This window comes from Alteromonas sp. S015 (assembly GCF_036864485.1).
In the GTDB taxonomy this organism is placed as follows: Bacteria; Pseudomonadota; Gammaproteobacteria; order Enterobacterales; family Alteromonadaceae; genus Alteromonas.
Window position 1 is genome coordinate 326,747 of the sequence record NZ_JAZETO010000001.1, and the last position, 16,430, is coordinate 343,176.

General features: G+C 46.2%; 12 protein-coding genes. 6 read left to right on the forward strand and 6 right to left on the reverse strand.

Features of this window, described 5'->3' with window-relative positions; translation table 11 throughout:
* Window positions 1-25 precede the first annotated feature (25 nt).
* Complete coding sequence (locus V7R42_RS01375; protein WP_334018457.1) at window positions 26-1,336, reverse strand: lipoprotein-releasing ABC transporter permease subunit; 1,311 nt, start codon at window positions 1,334-1,336, stop codon at window positions 26-28.
* 192 nt (window positions 1,337-1,528) lie between these two features.
* Between V7R42_RS01375 and V7R42_RS01380 the strand changes: the two genes are divergently transcribed.
* The 4 genes from V7R42_RS01380 (at window position 1,529) to V7R42_RS01395 (ending at window position 8,037) form a co-directional block, all read left to right on the forward strand.
* Complete coding sequence (locus V7R42_RS01380) at window positions 1,529-2,131, forward strand: PilZ domain-containing protein (protein WP_334018458.1); 603 nt, start codon at window positions 1,529-1,531, stop codon at window positions 2,129-2,131.
* Between the two features lie 57 nt (window positions 2,132-2,188).
* Window positions 2,189-5,686, forward strand: a complete 3,498-nt coding sequence (gene mfd, locus V7R42_RS01385; RefSeq protein WP_334018459.1) for a transcription-repair coupling factor — start codon at window positions 2,189-2,191, stop codon at window positions 5,684-5,686.
* A gap of 1 nt (window position 5,687) precedes the next feature.
* A complete protein-coding gene (locus tag V7R42_RS01390; protein WP_334018460.1) occupies window positions 5,688-7,439 on the forward strand; it encodes a CsiV family protein in 1,752 nt (583 codons plus the stop codon).
* A gap of 82 nt (window positions 7,440-7,521) precedes the next feature.
* Window positions 7,522-8,037: a cob(I)yrinic acid a,c-diamide adenosyltransferase gene (locus tag V7R42_RS01395; protein ID WP_334018461.1), complete on the forward strand. Its 516-nt coding sequence runs from the start codon at window positions 7,522-7,524 to the stop codon at window positions 8,035-8,037.
* Window positions 8,038-8,066: 29 nt separating this feature from the next.
* Here the strand turns inward: V7R42_RS01395 and nagZ are convergent, their stop codons facing one another.
* Window positions 8,067-9,077: a beta-N-acetylhexosaminidase gene (gene nagZ, locus V7R42_RS01400; protein ID WP_334018940.1), complete on the reverse strand. Its 1,011-nt coding sequence runs from the start codon at window positions 9,075-9,077 to the stop codon at window positions 8,067-8,069.
* 98 nt (window positions 9,078-9,175) lie between these two features.
* On the opposite strand from nagZ, the gene V7R42_RS01405 reads away from it, so the two are divergent.
* Both V7R42_RS01405 and ybaK read left to right on the forward strand, forming a co-directional pair.
* Entirely contained in the window at window positions 9,176-11,578 is a 2,403-nt protein-coding gene (locus V7R42_RS01405; RefSeq protein ID WP_334018462.1) for a penicillin acylase family protein, read from the forward strand.
* The gene (gene ybaK / locus V7R42_RS01410) at window positions 11,575-12,045 is read left to right on the forward strand and encodes a Cys-tRNA(Pro) deacylase (RefSeq protein WP_334018463.1); all 471 of its coding nucleotides are present in this window, start codon (window positions 11,575-11,577) and stop codon (window positions 12,043-12,045) included. The genes V7R42_RS01405 and ybaK overlap by 4 nt, the downstream gene beginning before the upstream one ends.
* A 28-nt stretch (window positions 12,046-12,073) precedes the next feature.
* Here ybaK and V7R42_RS01415 read toward each other — a convergent pair whose 3' ends face one another.
* The 4 genes from V7R42_RS01415 to pheS form a co-directional block, all read right to left on the reverse strand.
* A complete protein-coding gene (locus V7R42_RS01415; protein WP_334018464.1) occupies window positions 12,074-12,619 on the reverse strand; it encodes a hypothetical protein in 546 nt (181 codons plus the stop codon).
* Between the two features lie 114 nt (window positions 12,620-12,733).
* Complete coding sequence (ihfA, locus tag V7R42_RS01420; protein ID WP_014949129.1) at window positions 12,734-13,033, reverse strand: integration host factor subunit alpha; 300 nt, start codon at window positions 13,031-13,033, stop codon at window positions 12,734-12,736.
* Window positions 13,034-13,036: 3 nt separating this feature from the next.
* Window positions 13,037-15,424, reverse strand: coding sequence for a phenylalanine--tRNA ligase subunit beta (gene pheT, locus V7R42_RS01425; RefSeq protein WP_334018465.1), 2,388 nt, complete (start codon window positions 15,422-15,424; stop codon window positions 13,037-13,039).
* 14 nt (window positions 15,425-15,438) lie between these two features.
* Complete coding sequence (gene pheS, locus V7R42_RS01430; protein ID WP_012518127.1) at window positions 15,439-16,419, reverse strand: phenylalanine--tRNA ligase subunit alpha; 981 nt, start codon at window positions 16,417-16,419, stop codon at window positions 15,439-15,441.
* Window positions 16,420-16,430: the final 11 nt, after the last annotated feature.

The following is a 16,430-nucleotide window of genomic DNA, read 5'->3' on the forward strand; positions in this document are numbered from 1 at the left end:
TAATTTGCACGGTAAATTCAGCGATTTATTCGTGTTGAAGCGCTTCAGAGGGAGCAATTTTCATCGCTTTCCGCGCTGGGTATACGCTTGCTAAAACACACAGTAGCAGAGACAACATAGTAATACCCGCTATTTGCGCAACATCCATTTCAATGGGCAATCCTCTACCATCTGCCGCCAAGGCTAACGGCGACCCAATAAGGTCTAAAATGTTATTAAGTTGAAGCGTAATCACTACGCCCAAAGCTAGGCCAATACCAGCGCCTTTAATACCATTGAACAAACCATTTAACACAAAAATCCACATTACCGAACTTGGTAACATACCTTGGGTTTGGAGTACTGCAATATCACCTTGCTTTTCCGTTACCACCATCACCAGTGCCGATACGATATTGAACGCAGCCACGGCTATAATAAGCAGCAGCATAAGTGTCATCATGTTCTTTTCCATTTTAACTGCGTCAAATAGCGGCCCCTGACGTTCGCGCCAAGTCCTCGTATTATTTACAGAGACACCCACCCTATCGGTTAGCGCACTAACAACTGCCTGGTAGTTAAAAGCGTCATTTAAAAAGAGCCGAAGCGATTGTTCGCTACCTTTAGGGTCTCGCATTAAGCGGTTCACATCCTCAAGGTTCATATACATCACTTTGTCATCCATCTGCGAGCCCATATCGAAGACCCCCACTACGGTTACAAGCCGTTGACTTGGCATTCTTCCAAAAGGTGTATATACGCTTGCGCCTGCCACCATAACCCGCAATCGGTCTCCTATCCGTGTTTCAAGTTTAATGGCAAGTGAGCGCCCAATAATGGCTGCAAAGCTTCCCTCACTTAAATCGCTAAATCGCCCCTGCTCCATGTGGTTTGCGACCAAAGTGTGCTCAACCATTACATCAGGTTGAACACCGTGAACCTGAACGCCACGCAAGCCCGAGCGAGACTGCACTACTGCTTCGGCTTCCCTATAAGCCATAGTGGCAACAACGCCTTCAATGGGTGTCTCGCTAATTTCTTTTAAAGTAACTGCCTGTGTTTTTTCTGCAGTTTGCGTGGGTATCTCTGTCACTTCGTTTGCGTTGGATGTCCTGCTAGAATTCTCGCTTATGATGGGTGTCTCTGTAATTTCGATATGGGGAACAATGCCCAATATGCGCTGCTTTAGTTGTCCTTCTAAACCGTTCATTACCGATACAACGATAATAAGCGCCATTAAGCCCAGGGCAATGCCGGCCACTGAAAATCGATTAATAAATGAAACAAAACTGGTTTGGCTTGCTTTGTTAGACTTGGCATAACGATAAGCAATGAATGCAGAAAGAGGATAAAACATAGCGCCTTGCTTTTCAGTAATACGGTAATCCGCCTTATATTTAGCTATGCTTAATGAATGAATAATTCAGATAAATAGCCCAAAGACGAGATGACGGGTTAACCCCAAAATAGTAAAGTGGGTATACTACATGTGAACGGTATACTACTTATAAGTTACTAGCTGCACAAGAATTAGTGGCAGAGGAATGATGTGAGCGAACTTAGCCTAGAACAAAAAAAAGCCCAATTCGATGAGTATTTTTCTATCGCACATCGCATAAACGCCAATGTGCGCACGTTAGACTCGGACGAAATAGTACCTGATGAAGAGAATTTAGAAGAGTCGATGCCCTATGCATTTCGCATTGCCAGCGAAATGGCCGCTATAGAAGCACAGGCAATTCGTCCGCTTCGCAACCTAAGCGACCACGCCGAGTCGCTGGCTGACTATTTGAACCATCAGGCACGAAAAATCGACTTGATGATGTCATTCGTTTTGCACCAACAAGACGAGCCAGAGTTTCGCTTTAAGACTGTAAAGCTGGGTGGTGGCGGCGTTATCATTGAATCGAAAGAAGCGCTAGGTGTGGGCGCTAAAGCGGAACTTAAACTCTTCTTGGATGCCGAAGCAGCAGCAATTTTTTGTTTTGGCGAAGTAATTACTTGCGAGCAAGTTGAAGATAGTTACCATATTGCCTTCATTTTTAACACCATTCGAGAGCAAGATCAGGAGCTTTTAGTTCGCGCGAGTTTACATATTCAAACCCAACAGCTAAGAAAGCGGGCAAAAGATAAAAAAGCGGGATCTGAATAGACCCTAACATCAGTATATAAGCCGTAAAAATCATCTTGCACTAAAAAACAGGACGTCATGACAGCCACTTTATTATCGCTTCCATTACCTGCGCCTAAAAAAGAAGCCTCATCACAAGATCACAAACACTGGGGTCAACTCCAGGGTAGCAGTGCCGCGCTTTGCATCAGCCAAGCACTCGGCCAATATAAGGGCCCTATTGTACTGATTACCGCCGATACGCCATCGGCAATGAAGCTTGAAAAAGAAATAGCGTTCTTTTTAAGTGATAATACAAAACATATACCTATTACCCTGTTTCCAGATTGGGAAACATTGCCCTACGATTCGTTTTCTCCCCATCAAGACATTGTTTCTCAGCGATTAGAAACCCTGTTCCGCTTTACACAGCAAGGCGAAGGCATATTCATTGTGCCTGTTAACACGTTAATGCAGCGTTTAGCCCCTACCGATTATTTAGCAAAGTATCTGCTTATGCTAAATAAGGGCGAAACCTTAGATAGAGATCAGTTTAGACGTAACCTCGAACAAGCCGGCTACCTGCATGTTAGTCAGGTAATGAGCCACAGCGAATTCTCGGTGCGCGGCAGCATCATCGACCTTTTTCCGATGGGAAGCGACCAGCCATTTCGAATAGACTTGTTTGATGACGAAATCGACTCCATCCGCTATTTCGATACTGAAACCCAGCGCTCTGGCGAGGCTGTTAACGAAATTCGCTTGCTACCGGCACGAGAATTCCCCACAGACAAAGAGGCAATAACGCTTTTCCGCCAGCAGTTTTTACAAAAATTTGACGCAAACAATGCATCTGAAAGCGTATTTTCTCAAGTAAGCAAAGGCACCATGCCGAGCGGTGTGGAATATTATCTTCCCCTCTTCTTTGAAAAAACCGCTACGCTTTTTGACTATCTTCACCCCAAAAGCCTGCTATTACTTCACGGAGATGTGCAAGACGCCAGCGAGTTTTTCTGGGCCGACGTTCAAGAACGTTACGAGCAATATCGCTATAACTTAGCACGTCCACTGCTTGCACCAGACGAGCTATTCTTACCTATAAATGAGTTATTTGGTGCCATAAAGCAGTGGCCTCGTGCATCTCTTTCTAGCAAGGTACTTGAAGAAAAATCAGGTACTAGCAACCTTCAGTGCGAAAAGCTTGATGACATCGCGATTAACTCGCAGAAAAAAGTACCTGCTGAGCGACTCATTAAAACGGTAAATCAAGCCACTGACAACGGGGCTAAAGTACTGTTCTGTGCTGAAACCCAAGGTCGCCGAGAGGGCTTGCTTACGGTACTTGCCAAAGCGGGAATCAAGCCAAAGATTGTTGATAGCTTTAGCGATTTTATCGCAAGTCACGACAACATTGGCATTACTGTGGGCATGGTTGATAACAGTTTCCGTTGGCAAACCCAGGAAGGCGAACTGTTATTTATTACGGAAACCGAACTACTAGGCCAGAAAGTAAGTCAGCGTCGTCTTCGTGACAAACGCACCGCTACAGATGAAAGCGCAATTATCCGCAACTTGGCCGAACTTTCTATCGGTCAACCGGTGGTGCACCTCGACCATGGTGTTGGCCGTTATTTGGGCCTGCAAACGCTCGACGCGGGCGGCGTAGCAACCGAGTATTTGTGCATCGAGTATGCTAAGCAATCTAAGCTCTACGTGCCTGTGGCATCGCTTCACTTAATTTCACGCTATACAGGTGGTGATGCCGACAGCGCACCAGTTAGCGCATTGGGCTCTGATGCGTGGACAAAAGCCAAGCAAAAAGCTGCTGAAAAAGTACGTGACGTAGCCGCTGAACTGTTAGATGTGTACGCCCGCCGCGCGGCTAAGCCAGGCTTTGCTTATAAGATCAACTGGGACGACTACCAAGCGTTTTCAGACAGCTTCCCATTTGAAGAAACGCCCGACCAAGCACAGGCCATTGCTGCGGTTATGCACGACATGGGCAGTCCATCGGCTATGGACCGCCTCGTGTGTGGCGACGTAGGCTTCGGTAAAACAGAGGTTGCTATGCGAGCGGCATTCCTTGCTGCCAATGCTGGTAAACAGGTGGCTATACTCGTACCCACCACTCTACTGGCTCAGCAACATTACGAGAATTTTAAGGATCGTTTCGCTGCATGGCCGTTTGAAATAGAAGTGATGAGTCGCTTTGTAAGTGGCAAAGCACAGAAGTCTGTGGTCGATCGCATTGGCGAAGGGAAAGTAGATATCGTAGTAGGTACACACAAGCTGCTGTCTAGCGATATTAAATACAAAGATTTGGGGCTTGTGATCATTGACGAAGAACATCGCTTTGGCGTACGTCAGAAAGAAAAACTTAAGTCCTTACGAGCTGATGTTGATATTCTTACGCTCACCGCTACGCCTATTCCTCGTACGCTTAATATGGCGTTATCAGGCATGCGTGATTTATCTATTATTGCTACAGCACCTGCCCGTCGCTTATCAATTAAAACCTTTGTACAGCAACGCAACAAGGCCGTTATTCGCGAGGCCATAATGCGTGAGATTCTGCGCGGTGGTCAGGTTTACTTCCTCCACAATGAAGTGGATAGTATTGCGCGAACGGCTGAAGAAATTGCCGAAATTGTTCCCGAAGCCCGTATAGCTGTGGGCCACGGCCAAATGCGAGAGCGCGAGCTTGAGGGCGTGATGAGCGACTTCTATCACCAGCGCTACAACGTACTTGTGTGTACCACCATCATTGAAACGGGTATCGACGTACCAAGTGCAAACACCATTATCATGGATAGAGCCGATCATTTAGGTTTAGCGCAGCTACACCAGCTACGAGGCCGTGTGGGTCGTTCGCATCACCAAGCTTACGCCTACTTATTAACACCACATCCAAAGCGCATGACCAAAGATGCAGTAAAACGTTTAGAAGCAATATCGCAGCTTGAAGATTTAGGGGCAGGTTTTGCGCTTGCTACCCACGATTTAGAAATTCGTGGTGCCGGCGAACTGTTAGGCGACGACCAATCCGGGCAAATCGCAAGTATTGGTTTCAGTTTGTACATGGATATGCTCGATAAAGCAGTTAACGCGCTTAAAGAAGGTAGAGAGCCTTCATTAGACGATGCGACATCGGGCCATACCGAGGTTGAACTGCGTATTCCAGCCCTATTGCCTGAAGACTATATTGCCGACGTTAACACTCGCCTATCGCTATATAAACGTCTGGCAAGCTGCACGTCGCAAGACGACATTGATGAATTCCAGGTAGAATGCATTGACCGCTTTGGTCTGTTACCTGAGCCCGCTAAAAATTTGATTGAAGTAGCTGAAATTAAAATAAAAGCTCAAGAATTAGGCATTGGGAAAGTAGACTTGTCGGCACAAGGCGGTACCATAGAGTTTAAAGAAACCACGAAGGTCAACCCTGGCTATATTATCAGTCTGGTCCAGACCAAACCAAACACCTTCAAGTTTGAAGGAAGCCAAAAACTGCGTTTGGTGAAAAAGACCGAAACAGCTAAAGAGCGTATCGCGTTTATTAGCGATATTATTGCCGATTTTGCAAAGGAGTCGCGGTAACATGAAGTTATCTCGCTGGTGCCCGTTAGTTGCATCAATAAGCGCCGTTTTCTTAACGACAATTTCAACTGCAGCTAACGCCAATGACAACTGGTGGTTCGATGTGGAAGTTATTGCGTTTAAGCGCAACGTGGCACTAACTGAGTTAGAAGAGCAGTTTTCATTGGCTGACGACTTGTCGGCCCCTCGCGCTCAGGCAGACATCATCAGCGACATTATCGCGCCCGATATCAGCTATTTAAAGCAAGGGTTAGCCGTTTGCGGCACAGATACATCGGTTAAGTGGCCTAGCAACGCGCTTTTAAACGTGCCCGCAAAGGATGTAGATTTTTTGTCGCTGCCTAAAGATAACAGTGCGCAGTACGGTGACATGTCTCCTAGCTCTTACTCTGAAGAAGCGGGCTATGGATATAATGAAACATCTGGTTTAACAGCCAATGAGCCACCTCCTGCACCAGACGTAGCGAGTCAGGCACAAAACGAAATCATTAATGGCGATGAGTATGGCGCTACTTATTCTTCAACAGGCTCCGACTATAGCGATAGCCTTGGCTACGCAAATGAAGAGAGTATTACTGACGACGTCACTTCCGCTCCTGATGCTGCAACCATCGCCAGCTATTGGACGTCATTCTTTGGCGTAAAAGACACATCCCCTGTCACGGTGCCTGCATTTAAGTACTGTGAAGAAGCCAAGCCGTGGCTTAGCGCAGAAGTAACCACTGCAATGAATATTGTTGGTCCAAGTGACGACAAACTAAAATCAGACGTTTCGGCAAGCGAAATTAAGTCTAGAAACAGCGCGCTTCAGCCGGTAATCGTATGGAAGGTGGATAAGCCTGATAACAGGCTACCCACTCCAGTAAGTTTACCTATTATTATTGAGGGGCACGACTGGCCGATGGCTTCAAAAGCGCATCTGCTTACCAGTGATCAACAAGCACTGTCTTCTATTTCTCGCCAAATACGTTCTAATCGCGAGCTAGAACGTTTGTTTCACGCAACCTGGCGTCAGCCAGTTATGTTTGGTAAGAACAAAGCTTTCAACGTGCGTCTTTATGGTGGGCAAAACTACGCGCAGCAGTTTGACTTGAACGGTGATATGCGAGCTCCAAAACACGTTGATAATGTAAACAATGAAACTGACGATTCCGCTCCAGAGTTTGGTTACGGCTCCACCTCCGCTCTTACTGATAATGATGCCTATAAAAATACATCGAGCAAAGATGAAAACAGCCTAAGTGATGTAAGTACTGCCTTTGAAGCTGATAAAGCTGCAACGCAAGGCGCTAACCAATTTATTGCTGTTTCAGATGTTTTTGCCGATTTGGACCGCCGACTGTCGAATCCGCAAGCTATAGAATATGGCGCATTCAAAGCGCTAGACACACCAATGATTGTAGATCAAGGTGAAGATGACACTACCGATGTTTCGTTAAGAACACCTATTTGGGAAATTGACGGCACTATCAAAGTGTTTCTCAAATATATCAACCGCGTGCCCTACCTTCATGTCGATGGTGAGATGTTTTTTCGCCAGCCTGTGCCACTAAGCTACTTTAGCAGCGAAGATGATAGCTCTGGTAATGCTGCTACGCCCCGTATGACGCCATCGACAGAGTACAAACTGGTTTCAGTTCCGTTAGCTGAGCAAAGACGTGTAATCAGTACGCAACTGCATTATTTCGACCACCCGCTGTTTGGTTTTGTAGTACAAATTCGTCGCTACAGCCGCCCTGACGTTAGCGAGTGATTTGAGTAAACGCTTAGTGTAAGTGCTTTGGTTTTAAATACAAAAAACAACATTTGCGATTGATAGAGAGATTTAGGTTTTTATGAAGATTTACACTCGAACTGGTGACAAGGGCAGCACGCAAATTTACGCTGACAAAGCCGTACGTGTTGATAAAGACGATTTAGTGGTAAAGAGCTACGGCGATATGGACGAACTCAATAGCCACATTGGTTTACTGGCGGCGTATGTAGCAACTAAACATAAGCCCATACTTCATGACATTCAGCGCAACCTGTTTCAAGCTGGCTTTGCTATTTCAGCAAGCTCAACGCTGACACAAACGGATATCGAGACCCTAGAACGCCTGATTGACGATATTACCCTTCAAATGCCGCCGAATACGTCGTTTGTACTACCTGGCGGGAGCAAAGCTTCTGCGCAGGCTCATGTTTGTCGCGCTGTATGCCGCCGGGCTGAGCGTGCGGTCATTAGCCTATCTAAACATTATGACGTGCCAGAAGTAATCCATGCTTACTTAAATCGCTTGAGCGATTTTCTTTTCACTTTTGCGCGCCTCATGAATGTAGAAGCCGGCGTAGAAGAACCCCCCGTATAAAACCTATATGAAAACGAAAGTAATAAAAACTACCGTTCGCTTAATCGCTTCACCAGCTCAACTGCACTGTTGTATTTATCATTGAGCCCTATTGGCATACTATGCCCGTAAAGCGCCATAACGCGCTCCTGCTTTTGTAAATCGTTGATAACTGGGTTAGCAAAGCGCGTCTCCAATCCATCAAGAATACTCTCAGTCCCCTGTGGGTTGTTGCAAGCAAGCACCATATCGCAACCTGCTTCCAACGCTGCCTCAGCACGTTCAACGTAACTCCCTGCAACACTTGCGCCGTACATAGACAAGTCATCAGAAAATACTGCGCCGCCGAAGCCTAAATCCTGTTTAAGTATATTCTGCAGCCATTTAATTGAGAAACCCGAGGGCTTATCGCACACCTGATTATAAATAACATGGGCAGGCATAACGCCGTCAAGCAATGCACGCTCAATTAAGCGCTCAAACACCACCATATCGGTACTGCGTATGTCATCGAAATCGCGCTCGTCCACTGGTAGAGCTATGTGTGAATCTGGTGCCACGCTACCATGCCCGGGAAAGTGTTTTCCAATAGCTGGCATATTTACGGCTTTTAACCCTTGAATAAGGTGGGTAGCAAGGCGTATGACTTCGCTTGCGTTGTCAGCAAACGCCCTGTCGCCAATAACTTGAGAAAACCCATTAATATCAAGTACCGGCGCAAAGCTAAAATCAATGTTTAAGGATTTAAGTTCATACGCTAATACCAGCCCACAGGCCTTCGCATACGCGGCACTTTCACTCTGACCCTCTGCCTGCTTTAAAATATCGCCCATTGCTGGTATGGCAGTAAAGCCTTCACGAAAGCGCTGAACACGGCCGCCTTCATGATCGACAGCGACCAAAACTGGGCGCTTAGCAAAGCGTCTGATCTCTTGAATGAGCGCAGAAAGCTGACGTTTATCATGATAGTTGCGGCTAAATAAGATGACGCCACCCACCACTGGGTGCGTTAACTTTTCCTTTTCTTCAGGCAGAAGTTCTTCGGCCTGACAATCCAACATTAGTGGCCCCACGGTACCGCCTTAGTATGTGTCATAAAACATCACTTCAAATTTGCATGTTCTATGGTTAGGATAGAGAAAAATAGGGAGTTTTACACGTGATAAATTGGTTCAAGTGGTTGGTTTTAAGTGTTTTAGCACTGCTTTTTTTGACGGTACTAGGATTGTACACCTCGCTTCGTATGAGTTTGCCCGCACTTGACGGAAATAGCGCCACCTATCACGTAAATTCGCCCACTGAATTAAGTCGTGACCAATTAGGACACGCTGTCATAAAAGCAAATGATATTTTTGATGCAGCCTATGCATTAGGCTTTGCCCATGCGCAAGATCGTTTCTTTCAAATGGATCTTCAGCGCCGCGCTGCATCAGGCAGTTTATCACAATGGGTAGGTGACATTGCTCTGGATGTTGATAAAAAAGCCCGCTTTCACCAATTCGAAAAACGTGCAAAAGCCGCATTTAACAACCTTCCATCAAAACAGCAAGAGTTATTAGTGCGCTACGCTCATGGCGTAAATGACGCATTATCTGAGTTTACATTGCCACCTTTTGAATACCTAGCTACAGGCGTCGATATAAAACAATGGCGACCCACCGACAGTATTCTTGTTATTTACAGCATGTATTTGGATTTGCAAGGTAGCCAAATAGAGCTTGATTTAGCAAGAGAAGCGCTGCTTTCAACGTTTGGGAACGATGTTTACCGCTTCATTACTCAGCCAAGCAATTATCAGGCAGCGTTAGATGCCAGCGAGATACCGCAGCTTGAAGCACCTATTCCAGACTACCCTGTATCGCTGCGTTCAGTTACTCATTCACCAGAAGATAGTAACGACGAAAGTTTAGAGCAAGAGCCTGAGAACACGACAACAAAACACGTAAACGATAGCAACAATACAGCGATTACCCGTGCACAATATAACGGTATTGAACTTCCTGATATAGGTAGCAATAACTGGGCGGTGACCGGGGATCACACTGCGACAGGCGCAGGCCTGTTAGCGAACGACATGCATTTGGGCTTGCGAGTTCCCATCATCTGGTACCGCGCTCAGCTAAACTATCAGGAATCGGGCAGCAATTTGCAAGTAACCGGGGTTTCCTTACCGGGCATTCCTGGCATAGTAGTAGGCACCAACGGCCATATCGCTTGGGGTTTTACCAATGCAAATTTAGACAATGTGGATTGGATTGAGTTAGACGAAACAACGCCCACAAGCACGGTAACTGAGCGTATTCCTTTACCTGAAGGTGAACACACGAATGAGTTTGAAGTAAGCAAGTATGGGCCAGTTAAAGAACTTAATGGAAGGCGCTATGCACTTAATTGGGTAGCGCATCATCCGTTTGCCGCCAATTTAAACATTATCAATTTCGGCACTGCCAAAAATGTTCAAACAGCAATAAAGATAGGACAACGCATAGCTATCCCAACGCAAAACCTCGTTATTGTTGATGAAAGCGGTAACGCTGTATGGCTTCCTGGTGGTGCGGTTATGGAAAGACAACAGGCTTCATTTACTGCCATAAAAGAGAAAGAAGCAGTGAATAGACCGCCAGAGCGTGCATTAAAGCTCCCCATGGTTTTAAACCCCGATATGGGAAGAATATGGACTGCAAATGCCAGAGTAATTTCGGCTGAGGACTTCAAAGTCTGGGGTGACGGTGGTTATGCGCTCGGTGCTCGCGGACAACAAATAAGAGACCGCTTATTCGAAAAGGACACCTTTAGTGAAACTGACTTTTACGCCGTTCAGTTAGACAATCATGCCCGTTTTCTTATTCCTTGGCAGCACCTTTTGTATGGGCTGCTCAACATGCAAGATATCGAATTTAAGCCGGACCTTGCTTATTTAAACACTTGGGGGGAATGCGCTTGTGAAGATTCAGTTGGCTACACCTTGGTAAAATATTTTAGGCAGGAAGTGGTACAAACTTTATTTGGCGGCGTACTTTCAGCGTTAGACCATCAAGGTGTAAACAGCCGTTCACTCTTACGTGGCATTGAACCTGCTGTGTGGCAACTTATCCATAGCCAGCCTGACTCTTGGCTACCTAGCGATACTGAAAGCTTCGACGAGTTACTTGTAGACGCCTACAGGCGCGCCAAACACCAGTTACTAGACGAATATTCACCAGTGGAAGCTAATATGGAAACATTAGCCTGGGGCAAGGTGAACGCACTTTCTGTTAAACATCCTTTTGCTGATCAAATTCCGCTTGTTGGTAACATGTTAAAGATGCAGCAAGTCGAAGGATTTGGCGATACGTATATGCCCGCCGTACAGGCACCTAGCTTCGGCGCCTCTGAGCGATTTTTCGTCAGCCCGGGTCATTTAGAGGATGCCATTTTAACGCTACCTGGTGGACAATCTGGCCACCCACTTTCAACGTTTTTTGCAGCGGGTTTCGACGACTATGCGACACACGCAGCGACACCTTTGCTACCCAGTGAGCCGATATATAGCCGAACATTTTACAAAAAAGAGGCCGAATGACGCCTGCAATTACGTTACTTACTAAAAAGCGTGTAGCTCATAGCGTCTTGAAATATGAACACGACGCGAACGCTGTGTCTTACGGACTAGAGGCTGTTGAAAAGCTTAACCTTGACGCGGATAGCGTGTTTAAAACCTTAGTAGTAAGTACTGACAATAACAAGCTTGCCGTGGCCGTAGTCCCTGTAAACACTAAGCTTAGCGAAAAGAAAATGGCCAAAGCGCTAGGTGTAAAAAAGGTAGAAATGGCGCAAGAAAATGCAGTAATGGTGGCAACAGGCTACGTGCTTGGTGGTGTAAGCCCGCTAGGGCAGAAAAAGCGGTTAACTAGCGTAATTCATAAAAGCGCTGAAGACCTTGCTACTATGCACGTAAGCGCTGGAAAGCGAGGCTTGGAAGTGGCACTCGCGCCTGCTGATTTAGCTACGCTTACTAACGCTAAGTTTGCAGATATTTCCGTAGATTGAACAACGTATGAGATAGTGCGCCGCTCGACTACTTGCTAGCCTGAGCTAACCACTGCTCGCGCGCTTCTTTTAGCGCGGCTTCATCAGGCTGTTCTTTACCCGCAATAGCTACAGCGATTTGTTGAATAATTGCATCACGCTTTTCAATAAGTGCATCAGTGCGAGAAAACAAGTCTTTGGCTTCGGGGTATTGCTCCTTAAGCGTTTCTACCTCTTCCAGCGAGTAATAGCGCGCTTCAAATGCTTCATTATATAGCTGACGTTTAGCATTAAATAATACGTAATCCTTCGCGGTTTCTGAAGCTAGGTAGTCCATGTCTTCAGCTGATAGATTGCCGGCCTGCCCTACTTCGATTGCTTGGGCCATCCAAGAATCCACTGCTTCGAATTTTCCTTCTGCGACAGCTTGCTTTACGCCTTCCTGTAAATCGCTTGCATGAAGAATTTCCATGACTGTAATTAACGGAACTTGCGCTGCGACGTGATCTCGTTCGTCTGCATCTAGCGATAAATAGCTAAACCATGAAAACGTTGCGACAACAATAAAAGCAAGAACGACAAGTGCTTTTTTCACACTTTCCTCCAAAGAAATGCCATTAGAAAACCAGTGTGAAAACACTGTAGAAAAGAGGCAATACAAAAAGAGCGAGAGAACCCGCTCTTTTTCAGTATTGTAGCGACCTAAAGATTATTGGTCGACAGGTGCTGAGTTTTCAACTCGGCTTTTCAATTTTTGACCCGGGCGGAATGTAACCACACGACGTGCTTTAATTGGAATGTCTTCACCGGTTTTTGGATTGCGGCCAGGACGTTCATTTTTATCACGCAGGTCAAAGTTGCCAAAACCTGACAGTTTTACTTGCTCACCAGATTCCAGAGCGCCTTTAATCTCTTCGAAAAAAAGCTCTACCAGATCCTTCGCATCACGCTTGTTAATGCCTAGTTTCTCGAATAGGTGTTCAGCCATCTCGGCTTTGGTCAATGCCATAGTTTACTCTCTTAACGCGGCCCCAAACTCAGATTCCAGACCTTTAACCACAGTATCTACAGCTTGCTGAATTTCAGCTTCTTCCAAGGTTTTATCCGGATCTTGTAAATGAAGTGACAAAGCAAGGCTCTTATAGCCAGGCTCAATTCCCTTGCCTTTGTACTCATCGAACAAGTTTAGAGCAACTAGTTGATTTACGCCAATATTTTCTATGTAAGAAAGAACATTCCCTACACGCACTTCATCTTTTACCGTAATAGCAATATCACGGCGATTCGATGGGAAGCGCGATACTGGTACAGCTGACGGTAGTTTGCGGTCGGTAATGGCATCTACCACAAGTTCGAACACAAATACGCGGCCGTTAACACCAAGCGGTTTAGTGAACTGCGGGTGTATAGCACCAATATAGCCAACTTCTTCATCATTAAGCAAAATTTTTGCCGTCATACCAGGGTGTAGCGCACTATGCTGCCCTGTGACGAATTGAAACTCGCCGGTCCTACCCGTAAGTGCCAATAACGCCTCAACGTCTGCTTTAGCATCGAAGAAATCAACTGGGCTGTCGCCCAAGTCCCAGTGTTCTTCATTACGACGCCCTGCTACTACACCACCAATTACTTGCTGTTGCAATACACCATTTGGCGCATCTTGTTGAGGAATAAAGCGTAATCCGGTTTCAAACATGCGAACACGTTGTTGCTGACGCTTCTGATTATACGCAGTCGCGCCTAGCAAACCCGGCCATAAACTTACGCGCATTACCGACATATCAGATGAGATTGGGTGTGGTAGTACCATACCTTTTACGTCTGGGAATAATGCGTTTTGAATTTTAGGGTCAACAAACGAATAGGTAATTGCTTCATTGTAGCCACGGCTAAGAAGTAACGACTTCATAGTGTTTAACGGTAGCTTAGCTTCTTGCGAAGGAAGCATTGCCAAGGTTGCTTTTGGTGCCACGTTTGGAATATTGTTGTAGCCGTATACGCGCGCAATTTCTTCAATCAAATCTTCTTCAATTGAAATATCGAAACGATAGCTTGGGGCAACCGCTTCCCAGCCTGCTTCAGTTTGCGTTACGTCTAAACCAAGGCGGTTAAGCATTTCCGTTACTTTTGCATCATCAATGCTAATGCCTAGTACGCGAGACAAACGTTCGCGACGAAGCGTAACCGTAGCTTGCTTAGGTAGCTTGTCTTCAGACACCGCTTCAACAACAGGGCCAGCTTCACCACCACAAATTTCAAGAACCAGTGCAGTAGCGCGCTCCATGGCTTTACGCTGAAGCTGTGGGTCTACACCACGCTCGTAACGGTGCGACGCATCGGTATGTAAACCGTACTGACGGGCACGGCCCATAATCGCATCACGGCTAAAGAAGGCACTTTCAAGCAAAATGTCTTGAGTATCAGTCGTCACACCAGAGTGTAGGCCGCCGAAAATACCCGCTATTGCTAACGCTTTGTTGTCATCAGCAATAACTAAAGTATTGCTTTGCAACTTAGCCTCGGTTTCGTCAAGTAGCGTTAGGGCTTCGCCATCGTTCGCCAGACGCACGTTAATGTTGCCTTCAATGCTGGCAAGATTAAACGCGTGCATTGGCTGACCAAGCTCTAGCAATACAAAATTAGTCACATCTACAATAGGGTCTATGCTGCGAATACCGCAACGACGTAGCTTTTCAACTAACCACAACGGCGATGCCGCTTTAACATTAACGCCTTTAACCACACGGCCCAAATAACGTGGGCATGCGCCGTCAGCGCTTAACGTAATTGATAATTTGTCATCAATAGTCGCATCTACCGTTGCCACTTCAGGTTCGCAAACGTCAAGGTTATTTAAAACGCCAACTTCTCGGGCAATACCGCGAATACCCAAGCAGTCTGCGCGGTTTGGTGTTAAGTCTACTTCGATGGCGTTGTCATCAAGACCAAGGTAATCGCGAATGTCTGCGCCAATTGGTGCATCGGCTGGAAGCTCGATTATACCGTCATGGTCATCGCTAATGCCTAGCTCAGAGAAGCTACATAGCATGCCGAATGACGGTTCACCGCGCAGCTTCGCTTTTTTAATTTTAAAGTCACCCGGCAATACAGCGCCAACAACAGCGACTGCGACTCTAATGCCCTGACGACAATTAGGCGCGCCACAAACGATATCAAGTAGTTCATCGCCACCCACGTTTATTTTAGTTACGCGTAGTTTATCGGCGTTAGGGTGCTGACCGCACTCAACCACTTCACCAACTAACACGCCTTTAAAATCGCCTGCTACTGGCTCAACACCGTCTACTTCAAGGCCAGCCATGCTCAACTGTTCAGACAGCTCATGTGCCGACAGCGATGGGTTAACCCACTCTCTTAACCATTTTTCACTGAATTTCATGTGTACTCTCTGCCTTAGTTGAACTGCTTAAGGAAACGAAGATCGTTTTCAAAGAACGCGCGCAAGTCGTTAACACCATAACGAAGCATAGTTAAGCGCTCTACGCCCATACCAAAGGCAAAACCGGTGTACTCTTCTGGGTCAATGCCCACAGCTTTAAGTACATTTGGGTGCACCATGCCGCAGCCCAATACTTCGAGCCACTGACCGTTTTTACCCATTACGTCTACTTCAGCTGACGGCTCGGTAAACGGGAAATAAGACGGACGGAAGCGAATTTCCAGTGACTCTTCAAAGAAGTGATGTAAAAAGTCGTGCAAAATACCTTTAAGATCGGTAAAGCTAACATTCTTATCAACCATCAAACCTTCCACTTGGTGGAACATAGGCGTGTGTGTTTGGTCGTAGTCGTTACGATACACGCGCCCTGGCGAGATAATACGTAGCGGCGGTTTTTCTGCTTCCATGGTGCGGATTTGAACACCAGAGGTTTGCGTTCGAAGCATCATATCTGGATTGAAGTAAAAGGTATCGTGGTCAGCACGCGCTGGGTGATTCGCAGGAATGTTCAGAGCGTCGAAGTTGTGAAAACCATCTTCAATTTCAGGGCCCGTTTTAACTGAAAAGCCAAGCTCGCCAAAGAAAGATTCAATACGCGCAATTGTGCGGCTTACCGGGTGTAAGTTTCCTGGCTTTTCTGTACGACCAGGCAAAGTTACATCTACCGCTTCCTCTGCTAGCTTTTTGTTTAGCTCTTCTGTGCGTAAAAATTCACCTTTTGCAGATATAGCTTGCTGAATAACTTGCTTAGCTTGGTTAATCTTTTGGCCTGCGGCAGGACGTTCTTCGTTCGATAACTTTCCAAGCCCTTTAAGTAAGTCGGTAAGTTTACCTTTCTTACCCATGAATTCGACCCTAACTTGGTCTAATGTGGCTGCATCTTGTGCAGCGTCAATCTGACTCTGTGCCTGATTGATAATAGCGTCAAGCTCCATGTTTTCCTCAA

What these genes read in the sequence shown, in the direction of transcription:
- V7R42_RS01375 (WP_334018457.1), bottom strand. Translation starts at nt 1,336, where the DNA reads ATGTTTTATCCTCTTTCTGCATTCATTGCTTATCGTTATGCCAAGTCT.
- mfd (WP_334018459.1), top strand. Translation starts at nt 2,189, where the DNA reads ATGACAGCCACTTTATTATCGCTTCCATTACCTGCGCCTAAAAAAGAA.
- V7R42_RS01390 (WP_334018460.1), top strand. Translation starts at nt 5,688, where the DNA reads ATGAAGTTATCTCGCTGGTGCCCGTTAGTTGCATCAATAAGCGCCGTT.
- V7R42_RS01395 (WP_334018461.1), top strand. Translation starts at nt 7,522, where the DNA reads ATGAAGATTTACACTCGAACTGGTGACAAGGGCAGCACGCAAATTTAC.
- nagZ (WP_334018940.1), bottom strand. Translation starts at nt 9,077, where the DNA reads ATGTTGGATTGTCAGGCCGAAGAACTTCTGCCTGAAGAAAAGGAAAAG.
- ybaK (WP_334018463.1), top strand. Translation starts at nt 11,575, where the DNA reads ATGACGCCTGCAATTACGTTACTTACTAAAAAGCGTGTAGCTCATAGC.
- ihfA (WP_014949129.1), bottom strand. Translation starts at nt 13,033, where the DNA reads ATGGCATTGACCAAAGCCGAGATGGCTGAACACCTATTCGAGAAACTA.
- pheT (WP_334018465.1), bottom strand. Translation starts at nt 15,424, where the DNA reads ATGAAATTCAGTGAAAAATGGTTAAGAGAGTGGGTTAACCCATCGCTG.
- pheS (WP_012518127.1), bottom strand. Translation starts at nt 16,419, where the DNA reads ATGGAGCTTGACGCTATTATCAATCAGGCACAGAGTCAGATTGACGCT.